The sequence below is a fragment of the Streptomyces sp. NPDC001315 genome, assembly GCF_042896175.1.
GTDB lineage: Bacteria > Actinomycetota > Actinomycetes > Streptomycetales > Streptomycetaceae > Streptomyces.
The window spans coordinates 1,239,547-1,253,989 of the sequence record NZ_JBIAWZ010000001.1 but is presented as its reverse complement, the minus strand read 5'-3'; the positions used below and the strand labels follow the sequence as shown (position 1 = coordinate 1,253,989).

General features: G+C 71.2%; 14 protein-coding genes. 11 read left to right on the top strand and 3 right to left on the bottom strand.

Features of this window, described 5'->3' with window-relative positions:
• Window positions 1-136: 136 nt before the first annotated feature.
• Entirely contained in the window at window positions 137-1,723 is a 1,587-nt protein-coding gene (locus ACFY16_RS05550) for a GMC oxidoreductase (protein ID WP_390646098.1), read from the top strand.
• Between the two features lie 31 nt (window positions 1,724-1,754).
• On the opposite strand, the gene ACFY16_RS05545 is transcribed toward ACFY16_RS05550, so the two are convergent.
• Window positions 1,755-3,551, bottom strand: coding sequence for an AMP-dependent synthetase/ligase (locus tag ACFY16_RS05545; RefSeq protein ID WP_390645758.1), 1,797 nt, complete (start codon window positions 3,549-3,551; stop codon window positions 1,755-1,757).
• Window positions 3,552-3,865: 314 nt separating this feature from the next.
• Here ACFY16_RS05545 and ACFY16_RS05540 point away from each other — a divergent pair, with 314 nt between their 5' ends.
• From ACFY16_RS05540 to ACFY16_RS05515, 6 genes are all read left to right on the top strand, one after another.
• Window positions 3,866-4,663: a metallophosphoesterase gene (locus tag ACFY16_RS05540; RefSeq protein ID WP_390645757.1), complete on the top strand. Its 798-nt coding sequence runs from the start codon at window positions 3,866-3,868 to the stop codon at window positions 4,661-4,663.
• 119 nt (window positions 4,664-4,782) lie between these two features.
• Window positions 4,783-5,226, top strand: a complete 444-nt coding sequence (locus tag ACFY16_RS05535; RefSeq protein ID WP_351142663.1) for an SRPBCC family protein — start codon at window positions 4,783-4,785, stop codon at window positions 5,224-5,226.
• Between the two features lie 43 nt (window positions 5,227-5,269).
• Entirely contained in the window at window positions 5,270-6,439 is a 1,170-nt protein-coding gene (locus tag ACFY16_RS05530) for an ArsA family ATPase (protein ID WP_390645756.1), read from the top strand.
• Window positions 6,440-6,496: 57 nt separating this feature from the next.
• Window positions 6,497-6,973: a DUF5304 domain-containing protein gene (locus tag ACFY16_RS05525; RefSeq protein WP_390645755.1), complete on the top strand. Its 477-nt coding sequence runs from the start codon at window positions 6,497-6,499 to the stop codon at window positions 6,971-6,973.
• Window positions 6,974-7,062: 89 nt separating this feature from the next.
• The gene (locus ACFY16_RS05520; RefSeq protein WP_351142657.1) at window positions 7,063-8,016 is read left to right on the top strand and encodes an ROK family glucokinase; all 954 of its coding nucleotides are present in this window, start codon (window positions 7,063-7,065) and stop codon (window positions 8,014-8,016) included.
• A gap of 115 nt (window positions 8,017-8,131) precedes the next feature.
• Entirely contained in the window at window positions 8,132-8,887 is a 756-nt protein-coding gene (locus ACFY16_RS05515) for an endonuclease/exonuclease/phosphatase family protein (protein WP_390645754.1), read from the top strand.
• 65 nt (window positions 8,888-8,952) lie between these two features.
• Here ACFY16_RS05515 and ACFY16_RS05510 read toward each other — a convergent pair whose 3' ends face one another.
• Entirely contained in the window at window positions 8,953-9,552 is a 600-nt protein-coding gene (locus ACFY16_RS05510) for a hypothetical protein (RefSeq protein ID WP_390645753.1), read from the bottom strand.
• The gene (locus tag ACFY16_RS05505) at window positions 9,545-10,324 is read right to left on the bottom strand and encodes an alpha/beta hydrolase (RefSeq protein ID WP_390645752.1); all 780 of its coding nucleotides are present in this window, start codon (window positions 10,322-10,324) and stop codon (window positions 9,545-9,547) included. The genes ACFY16_RS05510 and ACFY16_RS05505 overlap by 8 nt, the downstream gene beginning before the upstream one ends.
• 160 nt (window positions 10,325-10,484) lie before the next feature.
• On the opposite strand from ACFY16_RS05505, the gene ACFY16_RS05500 reads away from it, so the two are divergent.
• From ACFY16_RS05500 to ACFY16_RS05485, 4 genes are all read left to right on the top strand, one after another.
• Window positions 10,485-11,234, top strand: a complete 750-nt coding sequence (locus ACFY16_RS05500; protein ID WP_390645751.1) for a lysophospholipid acyltransferase family protein — start codon at window positions 10,485-10,487, stop codon at window positions 11,232-11,234.
• A 51-nt stretch (window positions 11,235-11,285) separates the two neighbouring features.
• The gene (gene macS / locus ACFY16_RS05495) at window positions 11,286-12,497 is read left to right on the top strand and encodes a MacS family sensor histidine kinase (RefSeq protein ID WP_390645750.1); all 1,212 of its coding nucleotides are present in this window, start codon (window positions 11,286-11,288) and stop codon (window positions 12,495-12,497) included.
• A 31-nt stretch (window positions 12,498-12,528) separates the two neighbouring features.
• Entirely contained in the window at window positions 12,529-13,206 is a 678-nt protein-coding gene (locus ACFY16_RS05490; RefSeq protein ID WP_390645749.1) for a response regulator, read from the top strand.
• 159 nt (window positions 13,207-13,365) lie between these two features.
• Window positions 13,366-14,394 (top strand): 6-phosphofructokinase, encoded by a 1,029-nt coding sequence (locus ACFY16_RS05485; protein ID WP_390645748.1) that lies wholly within the window; start codon window positions 13,366-13,368, stop codon window positions 14,392-14,394.
• Window positions 14,395-14,443: the final 49 nt, after the last annotated feature.

The window sequence follows — 14,443 nt, the reverse complement described above, 5'->3', positions numbered from 1 at the left end:
CCGCTGCCGTGCTGCAGCGGAAGCCGCAGCCGTTGCCGCGGCCGGAGGACTAGGCGGAGGGAAATAATCCGCCGATGCTGCGTCCATGACAGCAAAACTGATGCAGCGTCAGCTGACGAGACGTCAAATCGTGGGCATGATCGCCCTCCAGACCGCCGCCACGGCCGGTCTCACCCGCATCGGTCTCCAGTCCGCGCGAGCCGTCGAACCGGCCGCCGTCGACAACGCCCCCGCCATCGTCGTCGGCTCCGGCTACGGCGGTGCGGTCGCCGCCCTCCGCCTCGGCCGGGCCGGCATCCGCACCCTCGTCCTGGAGATGGGCGGGCTCTGGAACACCCCCGGCTCCGACGGCAAGATCTTCTGTTCCACCAGCAAGCCCGACCAGCGGTCCATGTGGTTCCGCACCCGCACCGAGGCGCCGCTCGCCACCTTTCTGTGGCTGGACGTGGTCAACAAGGACATCAGCCCGTACCCCGGAGTCCTGGACCGCGTCCACTTCGCCGACATGTCCGTGTTCGTGGGGCGCGGCGTCGGCGGCGGCTCCCTGGTCAACGGCGGCATGGCGGTCACCCCGCTCCCGTCGTACTTCGCCGAGCAGTTCCCGGCGGTGGACGCCACGGAGATGTACAACACGTACTTCCCGCGCGCCCGTTCCATGCTCGGCGTCAACACCGTCGACCCCACGTGGTTCGAGTCGACCGAGTGGTACAAGTTCACCCGGACCTCCCGGAAGGCCGCCGCCAACGCCGGCCTGAAGACCACCTTCGTGCCCAACGTCTACGACTTCGGCCACATGCAGCGCGAGGCGGTCGGCGCGGCGACGAAGTCCGCGCTGGCCGGCGAGGTCATCTACGGCAACAACCAAGGCAAGCGCAGCCTCGACAAGACCTACCTGGCCTCCGCGCTCGGCACCGGTAACGTCACCATCCACACCATGGAGAAGGTGCGGGGCATCAGCCGGGCGAGCGACGGGACGTACCTGCTGACCGCCGACCGGATCGACGACACCGGCGCGGTCGTCGAGACCAAGCAGTACAGCTGCACCTACCTCTTCCTCGGTGGCGGCAGCCTCGGCACCACCGAGCTCCTCGTCCGGGCAAGGGAGACGGGCACGCTCCCGGCGCTGGACGCGAGCGTCGGCGCGGGCTGGGGCACCAACGGCAACGTGATGCTCGGCCGGGCGAACCACCTGTGGGACACGGTCGGCGCCAACCAGTCGACCATGCCGGTCATGGGCATCGACGACTGGGCCAACACCGCCAACCCCGTCTTCGCCGAGATCGCCCCGCTGCCCACGGGACTGGAGCACTGGGTCAGCCTCTATCTGGCGATCACCAAGAACCCGGAGCGGGCGACGTTCACGTACGACTCGGCGAGCGGTGGCGTGAAGCTCGGCTGGAGCGCCGCCCAGAGCGCGGTCTCGGTCGGCATGGCGAAGAAGCTGTTCGACCGGATCAACTCGGCGAACTCGACGATCTACCGCTACGACCTGTTCGGCGCGGCCGACAAGGTCTTCGCCGACGACTTCACGTACCACCCGCTGGGCGGCTGCGTGCTCGGCAAGGCGACCGACAACTACGGCCGGGTGAAGGGGTATTCGAAGCTGTACGTCACCGACGGCTCGCTCGTGCCCGGGTCCATCGGCGTGAACCCGTTCGTGACGATCACCGCGCTCGCCGAACGCACGATGGCGCGGGTCCTCGTCGAGGACACCGCGCCATGACGCGTTGCATTACGGAGCGCAACGGAGGGCGCTACTTCTGGTAGATCGCCTCGATCTCGTGCGCGTAGTCCTTCGCCACGACGCTGCGCTTGAGCTTCAGGGACGGCGTGAGGTGGCCCGACTCCTCCGTGAACTGGGAGGACAGAATGCGGAACTTCCGCACCGATTCCGCCTTCGACACCGCGGCGTTGCCGTCGTCGACCGCCGTCTGGATCGCCGCGAGCAGATCCGGGTCGTCGCGCAGTGACGCCGCGGTGGAGCCCGCCGGCTTGCCGTGGTCGGTCGCCCAGCGGCCCAGGAACTCGTCGTCGATGGTGACCAGCGCGCCCACGAACGGCCGCCCGTCGCCCACCACCATGCACTCCGCGACCAGCGCGTGCGCGCGGATGCGGTCCTCGATCACGGCCGGGGCGACGTTCTTGCCGCCCGCGGTGACGATGATCTCCTTCTTGCGGCCGGTGATCCTGAGGTAGCCGTCCTCGTCGAGGGTGCCGATGTCACCGGTGTGGAACCACCCGTCGGCCAGCGCCTCGGCGGTCGCGGCCTCGTTGTTCCAGTACCCGGAGAACAGGTGCTCGCCGTGCAGCAGCACCTCACCGTCGTCCGCGATCCGCACCACCGAGCCCGGCAGCGGCTGGCCGACCGTGCCGATCTTCTGGCGGTCCCAGGGGTTGAACGCGGTGGCGGCGCAGGACTCGGTCAGGCCGTAGCCCTCCAGGACCGAGAAGCCGATGCCGCGGAAGAAGTGCCCCAGGCGCTCGCCCAGCGGGGCGCCGCCGGAGATCGCGTACTCGCCCCGGCCGCCGAGGACCGCGCGCAGCTTGCTGTAGACGAGCTTGTCGAAGGTCTTGTACTTGATCTTCAGACCGAGGGACGGGCCCGACGGGGTGTCCAGCGCCTTGCTGTAGGCGATCGCGGTGTCCGCCGCCTTGTCGAAGATCTTGCCCTTGCCATCCGCCTGCGCCTTGGCGCGGGCCGAGTTGTAGACCTTCTCGAAGACACGCGGGACGCCGAGGATCAGCGTCGGGCGGAAGGCGGCCAGCTCGTCGGTGAGGTTCTTGATGTCCGGGACACAGCCCAGCTTGATCGGCGCCATCATCGGCGCGATCTGCACGAGCCGGCCGAAGACGTGCGCGAGCGGCAGGAAGAGCAGCACCGAACACTCGCCCGTGCGGAACAGCGGGCGCAGGCGCTCCACGATGTTCCCGCACTCGGCGAAGAAGCTGCGGTGGGTGAGGACGCAGCCCTTGGGACGCCCGGTCGTGCCGGACGTGTAGACGATGGTCGCCGGGTCGTCGGCCTTGGCGCGCGAGCTGCGCTCCTCCACCGTCGCGTCGGCGACGTCCTGGCCGACCCGGCCCAGCTCCTCCAGGCCGCCGGCCTCGATCTGCCAGACGTGCTTCAGCTCGGGGAGCCGGTCACGCACCGACTCGACCGCCGCCGCGTGGCCGTCCAGCTCCACGACGCAGGCGGTGGCGCCCGAGTCGGAGAGGATCCACTGCACCTGCTCCGGCGAGCTGGTCTCGTACACCGGCACGGTGACCGCGCCGGCGCTCCAGATCGCGAAGTCCAGCAGCGTCCACTCGTAGCGGGTGCGGGACATCAGGGCGACCCGGTCGCCCGGCTGGACGCCGGAGGCGATGAGGCCCTTGGCGGCGGCGCGCACCTCGGCCAGGAAGGCCGTGGCCGTCACGTCCTGCCAGGCGCCGCCCACCTTGCGGGCGATGACGGCGACGTCTGGATGCTGCGCGGCGTTTCTACGGACGATGTCGGTGAGATTGCCGTCCGCAGGGACCTCGTACAAAGCCGGAAGGCTGAACTCGCGCAAGACTGCTGCTCCTCATAGGGCGCCGGCGCCACGACGTTGTGCGATGCGACGGTGCGGTCCAAGGCTCGGGCAGGTACTCCGGGGGTTGCCAAAGGGCTGGGGCCCACTGGTTGAATTCCTGAGTACGACTGGACTGCCCGGACGTTACCCGCCGGTATGGCTTCTTCGACAGGGGGACCGGTGAGATGTTCGCTGCGTCACACAGATTGGTGTTCCTTCGCGCACAGTAGTCCACGCATTAACTGACTAGCCAGTAAGAGCAGGCCCGGTCGCCACTGTTCACAAGTGCACCCCTCCGCCTACCCTTGATCGCCATGGCATCCACACCATCCGGTAACCGCGGGACGCGCGTCCATGTGGTCAGCGACGTCCACGGCAACGTCCGTGACCTGGCCAGAGCCGGCGAGGGTGCCGACGCCTTGATCTGTCTGGGCGACCTGGTCCTCTTCCTCGACTACGCCGACCACTCGCGCGGGATCTTCCCCGACCTGTTCGGCGTCGAGAACGCCGACCGCCTCGTCGAGCTGCGAACCGCCCGGCGCTTCGCGGAGGCCCGGGAGCTCGGGGCCCGGCTGTGGGCGGGGGTCGGCTCCGACCGGGCATCCGTGATCGAGGTGGCGGTGCGCAAGCAGTACGCCGAGATGTTCGCCGCGTTCCCGACACCTACGTACGCGACATACGGCAATGTCGACATGCCGACCCTCTGGCAGGAGTACGCCGGACCGGGCACGACGGTCCTCGACGCGCAGCGGGTGGAGATCGGCGGCTGGGTCTTCGGCTTCGTGGGCGGCGGCCTGAGGACGCCGATGCGGACCCCGTACGAGATCAGCGACGAGGAGTACGCGGCGAAGATCGAGGCCGTGGGCGAGGTGGACGTGCTCTGCACACACATCCCGCCCGAGGTGCCCGAGCTGGTCTACGACACGGTCGCGCGCCGCTTCGAACGCGGCAGCCGCGCCCTGCTGGACGCGATCCGGCGCACGCGCCCGCGCTATTCGCTCTTCGGCCACGTCCACCAGCCGCTGACGCGGCGGATGCGGATCGGGGTGACGGAATGCGTGAATGTGGGGCACTTCGCCGGGTCCGGGCAGCCGTGGGCCCTCGAATGGTGAGGGGGCGCAGGTGGGGTGACGTCGGCCCGACCTGTGCGCGGTAGCCTTCACGCTGCACACACCTGCGCAGCACAGGCACCACGACGTCTTACCGGCCCGCATCTGGAGGAGCCACGGCGATGGCGGAACACACCAGCTCGAGCATCACGATCGAGGCGGCACCGGCCGACGTGATGGGGGTGATCGCCGACTTCGCCCGCTATCCGGACTGGACCGGCGAGGTGAAGGAGGCGGAGGTCCTCAAGACCGACGACCAGGGCCGCGCCGAGCAGGTCCGTCTCGTCATGGACGCCGGGGCGATCAAGGACGACCAGACGCTGGCGTACACCTGGACCGGCGAGCACGAGGTCTCCTGGACCCTGGTGAAGTCCCAGATGCTGCGCTCCCTCGACGGCTCCTACGTCCTCAAGCCGGCGGGCGCGGGCGCGACCGAGGTCACCTACCTCCTCACCGTCGACGTCAAGATCCCGATGCTCGGCATGATCAAGCGCAAGGCGGAGAAGGTCATCATCGACCGGGCGCTGGCGGGACTGAAGAAGCGGGTCGAGTCGGGGGAGAAGTAGGACCGACCGGCACGGGCGGCGCCCGGAGGTACCGTTCACCCTCATGCGCACCATCCTGATCACGGGCCCGGGCGGTTCCGGTCGTACCACCGTCGCCGCCGCCACCGCCCTGCGCGCGGCGCACGAGGGCACCAGGACCCTCCTGCTCAGCGCCGACCGCACCGACACCCTCGGCGCGGCACTGGGCACGGCGACCGGCGGGACCCCGGTGCGGGTCACCCCCCACCTCACCGCCTGGCGCCCCGACGCGGTCGCCCGCTTCCGTGACGACCTCGCCGCCTTCCAGGACCGCGCATCCTCCGTCCTCGACCTCCTCGGCGCCTCCCGTCTGGACCCCGAGGAGCTCACCCCGCTCCCGGGCGCCGAGGAGCTCACCCTCCTGCGTGCGCTGCGCGACGCGGCGCTCTCGCAGACGCACGACCTGCTGGTCGTCGACCTGCCCCCCACCCCGCAGTCCCTCGCCCTCCTCGCGCTGCCCGAGGAGCTGCGCCGCTATCTGCGCCGCCTGCTCCCGCCCGAACGGCAGGCCGCCCGGGCCCTGCGCCCGGTCCTCGGCCGGCTCGCGGGCGTCCCGATGCCCACGGAGGCGCTGTACGAGACGGCTGCCCGGTGGGACGTGGAGCTCGCCGCCGTGGAGGCGGTCCTCGCCGACCGGAGCACCGCCGTACGCCTGGTCGCCGAGCCCGGACCGGCCGGCGTCGACGCCGTACGCACCGCCGAACTCGGCCTCGCCCTGCGCGGCCTGCCCGTCGAGTGCCTCGTCGCCAACCGCGTCCTGCCCGAGACCGCCGCGGACCCCTGGCTGGCCGGCCTCGCCGCCCAGCAGGGCAAAGCGCTCGCCGAGTGGCAGGAGTCCTACGTCCTTCACGCGGTCGCCCACCTGGGCAGTGACCCCCAGGGCGCCGACGACCTCGCCGTACTCGCCGCCCCCGGCGTCAACCCGGCGCCCGCCCCGGTCGAGTGGCCGGTCGCCGACCGGCTCGCCGAGGACGGCGTGCTCGTCTGGCACATCCCGCTGCCCGGCGCCATACGCGACGAACTCGACCTCGTCCGGCGCGGCGACGAACTCGTCGTCACCGCCGGGCAGTTCCGCCGGATCGTCGCCCTGCCCTCGGCCCTGCGCCGCTGCACCGTCGCCGGCGCCGCCCTGCGCGACGGCGAGCTGCGCGTCCGGTTCGCGCCGGACCCCGACCTGTGGCCGCGGACGAGGTGAACGAGGTACCGCCGTTCGGGTAACGTCGTAGAGACGAACCGTAGTCAGGAGTCCGTCATGAGCGAAGCCGAGAACTCGGGGGTCCGGGCGACCGACGACGACGCCTGGGCGAAGGCCTGTGCCGAGGACCTCGAGGCCGAGCGGGCCCGCCGCCGCACCGACTACGGCCGGCCCCCGGGCTCGGCCGCCGAGGAACTGCGCAAGCTCGTCGACGCCGTCGCCGACAAACTGTCCGGGGTCCGGTCCCCGTTGCTCGGGGCGGTCGCCGGGCCGGCCGCGCAGCAGGTCATGCGCCAGGTCGTGCAGCAGGCCAAGGCCGCCGTCGAGCCCGTCATAGAGCGCAATCCGGACGTCTTCGACCACCTCGCCGCGGCCGGCGGCGAACTGCTCGCCGCCTACCGCTCCGCCGTCCAGGCCCAGGAACACCGCTGGACGGCCCGGGCGAACGACCTCGACGCAGACCTGAAGGACCTCGGCGACCGCCGGGACCGCGGTGACGACGGCGGTCCCGGGGAACGCATCGACTTGGACTGAGGGCTCGCGCACCGGGTGACGACGGAATCCGACGGCAGGGCCTCGGGTACGGTTGGCCGTAGCGGGGCTCGACCGAAACTGAGGGATTCATGGGACTCACCATCGGCGTCGACATCGGCGGCACGAAGATCGCGGCCGGCGTGGTCGACGAGGAAGGCAACATCCTCTCGACCTTCAAGGTGCCGACCCCCACCACACCCGAGGCCATCGTGGACGCCATCGCCTCGGCGGTGGAGGGTGCGCGCGCGGGGCACGAGATCGTCGGTGTGGGCATCGGTGCGGCCGGTTACGTGAACCGGCAGCGCTCAACCGTCTACTTCGCGCCCAACATCGACTGGCGCAACGAGCCGCTGAAGGAGAAGGTCGAGGCGCGCGTCCACCTCCCGGTCGTCGTGGAGAACGACGCGAACGCCGCGGCCTGGGGCGAGTACAAGTTCGGCGCCGGCAAGGGCCACCGCAACGTCATCTGCATCACCCTCGGCACCGGCCTCGGCGGCGGCATCATCATCGGCAACAAGCTGCGCCGCGGCCACTTCGGTGTGGCCGCCGAGTTCGGCCACATCCGCATGGTGCCGGACGGCCTGCTGTGCGGCTGCGGTTCGCAGGGCTGCTGGGAGCAGTACGCGTCCGGTCGCGCCCTGGTGCGGTACGCCAAGCAGCGCGCCAACGCCACCCCCGAGCACGCCGAGATCCTGCTCGGCCTGGGCGATGGCACCCCGGACGGCATCGAGGGCAAGCACATCTCCATGGCCGCCCGGCAGGGCGACCCGGTCGCCGTCGACTCCTACCGCGAGCTGGCCCGCTGGGCCGGCGCGGGCCTGGCCGACCTGGCCTCGCTCTTCGACCCCTCCGCCTTCATCGTCGGCGGCGGCCTCTCGGACGAGGGCGAACTGGTCCTCGACCCGATCCGCAAGTCGTACAAGCGCTGGCTGGTGGGCGGCAACTGGCGTCCCGTCGCCGACGTGATCGCCGCCAAGCTCGGCAACAAGGCCGGCCTGGTGGGCGCGGCCGACCTGGCCCGGGAGCCCGACCCGATCATGTGACCCCGGTTTCCTACGGCAGCGCCCGCCGTCCCCGGCATCCGGGGACGGCGGGCGCTGCCGTACCGGCCGCCGCCTGGTGCGGAGCCACGGGACGGCACGGCGTATCTTGATCAGCATGGCGACCTCTCCGCTGCTCCCCAACTCCCGTACCGAGCCCGACGGTTCGGCCGTCATCCGCGTCCTCTCCTACAACATCCGCTCGATGCGCGACGACACCGCGGCGCTCGCCCGCGTGATCGGCGCCTGCGCCCCCGATCTGGTCCTCGTCCAGGAGGCGCCGCGGTTCTTCCGCTGGCGCAAGAAGCTGGCCCGGCTCGCCGCGGCGTCCGGACAGGTCATCGTCTCCGGTGGTGGCACGGCCGCGGGGCCCGCGATCCTCTCCTCGCTGCGCGCGACCGTCGAACGGACCGAGGACGTGCTGCTGCCGCTCACCCCCGGGCTGCACCGACGGGGCTTCTCGACGGCCGTCGTACGGTTCGGGCGCGCCCGGCTCGGCGTACTGAGCTGTCACCTCAGCCTGCAGCAGGACGAGCGCTACGACCAGGGCGGCATGCTCCTCGACCGGCTCGCCGGGCTGGGCGTGGAACACGCGATCGCCGGCGGTGACCTCAACGAGCGCCCCGCCGGCCGCACCTTCCGGCGGCTGGCCGAGGGACTCCAGGACTGCTGGGCGACCGCGCCCTGGGGCGGCGAGTACACCTCGACCCCCACCGACCCCCACCAGCGCATCGACGCGCTCTTCGCCACGAAGGGGGTGGAGGTGCTGGGGTGCGGGGTGCCGGTCGGGCAGCCGGGCGTGACCGAAGCCGACCTGCGGGCGGCCACGGACCACCTTCCGGTGCTGGCCGCCCTCAGGGTTCCGGCGTCCTAGGCGGGTAGCCGGTCGGCCGGCCCGGCCGGCTCGGTCGGCCGTCAGGTTCGGTCGGTCAGCCGGGCTCAGACCACCGCGCCACGGCCCGGATCGCCGTCGTCCTCGTCGTCCGTCTTCATCCGCACCACGAGCGTGGCGAAGCCCCCCAGGAAGCCGCCGATGCCGAGCGTCGTCAGCCACCAGGTCATGTCCCAGCCGAGCAGGACCGCCAGCAGGAGCAGGATCGGGCCGCCGACCACCCCCAGCCACGCGAACCGGGCGGTCGTGTCGGCGGTGGGCAGCGGCGGCGGCTCGGGCGGGACGAAGTGGCCCTCGTCGTCCTCCTCGAAGTCCTCCTCCGAGGCCTCGGGCGCGGTGTAGTCGCGCGGACCGAGGCCGGGCGCGAAGGAGACCGAGCTGCCCAGCGGCTTGGCGGGCTGCTTCTCCTCCGGCTTGTCGTCGTTCGTCTCGGCCTCCAGCAGGGCCAGGTCCTCGACCGTCTTGAACGGCTTGGCGCCCGGCGGGTCCGGCGGCTCCTCGCCGTAGCCCGCGACGATCGCCGCCCACGCGGCCTCCTCGTCGAAGGCGACGCCCGCGTCCTCCGGCTCGCGCTTCCCGCGGCCGTCGTGGCCTTCGCGGTCCTCCCGCTCCCCGCGGTCCTCGCGCTCCGAGTCGTGCTCAGCCACCTGCGGCCGTCCCTTCCTTGCCGACACTGGGTGCGAGCCGGCCGATGAAGGCGTAGCTCTCCTCGAAGACACGGTCCGCGTCGTGGTCCAACGTCGCCACGTGGTAGCTCTGTTCCAGCATGATCTCCGTTACGTCCGTCGACGACACGCGACTCAGGACGCGGGCCGAGTCGGCCGGCGGCACGACATGGTCCTGCGGGCTGCGCAGGAGCAGCAGCGGCTGGGTGACCTGCGGCAGTTCGCCGTCGACGATCCGGAAGAAGCTTCGCAGGGAGTGGGCGGCGTGCAGCGGTACCCGGTCGTAGCCGAGTTCCGCGCTGCCGCTCTTCGCGATGTCGCTCGCGATCCCCTTGGTCGTACGGACGAGGTGCCGGGCGGCGGGGAGGGCGTACGCGGACAGGCCGTGGACCTTGTTCGCCGGGTTGACGACCATGACGCCGGCGACGCCGTCCCCGTGCTTGGCGGCGAGCCGCAGGGCCAGCGCCCCGCCCATGGACAGGCCGGCCACGAACACCAGGGCGCAGCGGTCGCGCAGGGCGCGCAGCTCGCGGTCGACCTCCGCGTACCAGTCCTGCCAGCCGGTGAGCTGCATGTCCTCCCAGCGTGTGCCGTGCCCCGGCAGCAGCGGCAGCGACACGGTCAGCGCGCGCTCGGCGAGGGACTCCGCCCAGGGGCGCAGTGACTGCGGGGAACCGGTGAAACCATGGCAGAGGAGGACACCTACCTCCCCGCCCTCATGGCGGTACGGCTCGGCTCCAGGAAGGACCGGCACCTTCGGTCTCCTGTTCGTGTCAGGGGCGTGAACACTTCCGGGTGTGGTTCACCGTACGCGACCGCACTGACACCGACCAGGGCCGTCGGCCTCATTGGCGGCACTCCGGGTTAAGGTCTGAGCGACACATACAGGAGGCAGTCGGTTGTTGTACGGCGCGATGAAGGTTTCCATCGGGGGGCCACTGAAGATGATCTTCAGGCCCTGGGTGGAAGGCCTGGAGAACGTACCCGCCGAGGGGCCGGCGATTCTTGCGAGCAATCACCTGTCCTTCTCGGACTCGTTCTTCCTGCCCGCCGTCCTCGACCGCAAGGTCACCTTCATCGCGAAGGCCGAGTACTTCACCACGCCCGGTGTGAAGGGCCGGCTGACGGCCGCGTTCTTCAAGGGCGTCGGCCAGCTCCCGGTGGACCGTTCCGGGGCGCGCGGCGCCGGCGAGGCCGCCATCAAGAGCGGCATAGCGGTGCTGGAGAGCGGTGAGCTGTTCGGTATCTACCCGGAGGGCACGCGCTCGCCCGACGGCCGCCTCTACCGCGGCAAGCCCGGCGGCCTCGCGCGCGTGGCGCTCGCCACCGGCGCGCCCGTGATCCCCGTCGCCATGATCGACACGGAGAAGATCCAGCCGCCCGGGCAGGTCATGCCGAAGGTGCTGCGGCCCGGCATCCGGATCGGCAAGCCCCTGGACTTCAGCCGCTACCAGGGCATGGAGCACGACCGCTTCGTCCTCCGCGCGGTGACCGACGAGGTCATGTACGAGATCATGCGGCTCTCCGGCCAGGAGTACGTCGACATCTACGCGACCGCGGCCAAGCGGCAGATAGCGGATGCGGCGAAGGCGGAGAAGGCGGCGAAGGGCGCGCTCGCGCAGGCGGCCAAGGAACAGGCCGAGAAGGACAAGTCGCAGACCTAGGCGTGGAGCCCCGGACAGAGCGGTCCGGGCCGGGGGTCGGGGGTGGGGGAATTGGCCAGGCGCGTCCGAGTCATGACCATGTCGGTCGAGCAGCCGATGTGGCGTGCGCTCACCGGCTACCGGGTGCTGACCATGCTGTACGCGGTCGGCCTGTTCGCCACCGCCTACGACAGGTTCCCCCGTCCCTGGGTGGCCGTCTCCTACTACGTCGTCCTGTTCGTGTGGACCCTGGCCACCCTGCCGAAGGTCGCGAACGCGGCGAGCTGCACCAGGCGCTTCCTCGCCCTGGACCTGACCGTCGCGCTCACCGGCATCCTGCTCACGCCGGTCGCCGACGCCCACGAGCGGATCCTCGACGGGGGCCCGACCCTGCCGTCGATATGGACCGCGGGATCCGTCCTGGCCTTCGCCGTCAAGGGCGGCTGGCGCTGGGCGGCCCTGGCCTCCACCCTCGTGGCCGCCGCGAACCTCGTCGAGCGCGGCGCCCCCGCCCGCGACACCGTCCACAACGTGATCCTCGTCTGGGTCGCCTCCATCGCCATCGGCTACGTCGTCGAGGTCGCCCGCGCCTCCGAGCGCACCCTCGCCCGCGCCCTGGAGATCGAGGCCGCGACCAGGGAGCGGGAGCGGCTCGCCCGGGACATCCACGACGGCGTGCTCCAGGTGCTGGCGATGGTCCAGCGGCGCGGCGCGGTCATCGGCGGCGAGGCGGCCGAGCTGGGCCGGATGGCGGGCGAGCAGGAGGTGGCGCTGCGCACCCTGGTCTCCGGCGGCCTGGCCCCCGTGTCCCGGGTGTCGGAGGACGCCGCCGACGGGGCGGTCGTACGAGTCGTCGACGAGCCCGAGGTCGACGGTCCCGTGGATCTGCGCGCGCTGCTCGCCCCGTACGCCGCCGCCCGGGTCAGCTTCGCCGAGCCCGGCGCCCCGGTGCTGCTGGCCCCGGCCGCCGCGAAGGAACTGGCCGCCGCCGTCGGGGCGGCCCTGGACAACGTGCGCAGGCATGCCGGGGAGGACGCCCGCGCCTGGATCCTCGTCGAGGACGAGCCCGGCTCGGTCGTCGTGACGGTACGGGACGACGGGCCCGGCATCCCCGACGGGCGGCTCGCGCAGGCCGAGGGCGAGGGGCGGCTCGGGGTGGCCCTGTCGATCCGGGGGCGGCTGCGCGACCTGGGCGGCAGCGCCGAACTGCTCTCGACTCCGGGGCAGGGCACGGAGGTCGAGCTGACGGTACCGAAGGACGCGAAGAAGGACGCGAAGACGTGAAGCGGATCCGGGGGAAGGCGGAGCAGCAGCGATGAGCGAACAACAGGGGCCGATCAAGGTCATGGTCGTCGACGACCATCCCATGTGGCGCGACGCGGTCGCCCGTGACCTGGCCGAGTCCGGCTTCGAGGTGGTCGCCACCGCCGGCGACGGCGAGCAGGCGGTGCGCCGCGCCAAGGCGGCCGTGCCCGACGTCCTGGTCCTCGACCTGAACCTGCCGGCGAAGCCGGGCGTCCAGGTCTGCAAGGAGGTCGTCGCCGCGAACCCGGCGCTGCGCGTGCTGGTGCTGTCCGCGAGCGGCGAGCACGCCGACGTCCTGGAGGCGGTGAAGTCCGGGGCGACCGGCTACCTGCTGAAGTCGGCGTCGACGGAGGAGTTGCTCGACGCCGTGCGCCGTACGGCCGTGGGCGACCCGGTCTTCACGCCCGGGCTGGCCGGTCTGGTCCTCGGCGAGTACCGCCGCCTCGCCTCCGAGCCCGCGCCGGCGGCCGACGACGGCGGACCTGACGCGCCCCGGCTGACCGATCGCGAGACCGAGGTGCTGCGGCTGGTCGCCAAGGGCCTGAGCTACAAGCAGATCGCCGAACGCCTGGTCATCTCCCACCGCACGGTCCAGAACCACGTCCAGAACACCCTCGGCAAGCTCCAGCTGCACAACCGGGTGGAACTGGTGCGGTACGCGATAGAGCGCGGGCTCGACGACGAGTAGAGACGGACCGAAACCGGCGCGTAAACCCGATGAGCAGACCCGGCGGGTAAACCAACGGCCCGACATTTCACCGGAATTGCCCTTCCCGCCCATGCCGAAGTGACCTGGATCACTATTACCGTGACCCTCACCAGGCAACCGTGGCGAAGGGACATTTCCATGCGGGTCGGAGTACTGACCGGAGGCGGCGACTGCCCCGGGCTCAACGCCGTCATCCGGGGCATCGTTCGCAAGGGCGTGCAGGAGTACGGCTATGCCTTCGTCGGCTTCAGGGACGGCTGGCGAGGGCCCCTCGAAGGGGACACGGTCCGCCTCGACATCCCCGCGGTGCGCGGCATCCTGCCCCGCGGCGGCACCATCCTCGGCTCCTCGCGGACCAACCCCCTGAAGGTGGAGAACGGCATCCGCCGTATCAAGGACAACCTCGCCAAGCACGAGGTCGGGGCGCTCGTCGCGATCGGCGGCGAGGACACCCTGGGCGTCGCCGCGCGCTTGTCCGACGAGTACGGCGTGCCCTGCGTCGGCGTGCCGAAGACCATCGACAACGACCTGTCCGCCACCGACTACACCTTCGGCTTCGACACCGCCGTGGGCATCGCGACCGAGGCGATCGACCGCCTCCACACCACCGCCGAGTCGCACATGCGCGTCCTCGTCTGCGAGGTGATGGGCCGTCACGCGGGCTGGATCGCCGTCCACTCGGGCCTGGCCGGCGGCGCCAACGTCATCCTCATCCCCGAGCAGCGCTTCGACGTCGAGCAGGTGTGCGCCTGGGTCACCTCCCGCTTCAAGGCGTCGTACGCGCCGATCGTGGTCGTCGCGGAGGGCGCCATGCCGAAGGACGGCGACATGGTCCTGAAGGACCAGTCGCTGGACTCCTTCGGACACGTCCGGCTGTCCGGTGTCGGCGAGTGGCTGGCCAAGGAGATCGAGAAGCGCACGGGCAAGGAGGCCCGGACGACCGTGCTGGGGCACATCCAGCGCGGCGGTACCCCGAGCGCCTTCGACCGCTGGCTCGCCACCCGCTTCGGACTGCACGCCATCGAGGCCGTGCACGACGGCGACTTCGGCAAGATGGTCGCCCTGCGCGGCACGGACATCGTCCGCGTCCCGATCGCTGAGGCCACGGCCAAGCTGAAGACGGTCGACCCGAAGCTGTACGAGGAGGTCGGAGTCTTCTTCGGCTGAAAAGGCCGAGAGGGCTGAAAAGGCCGAAACGGCTGGAACGGCGCTGCCG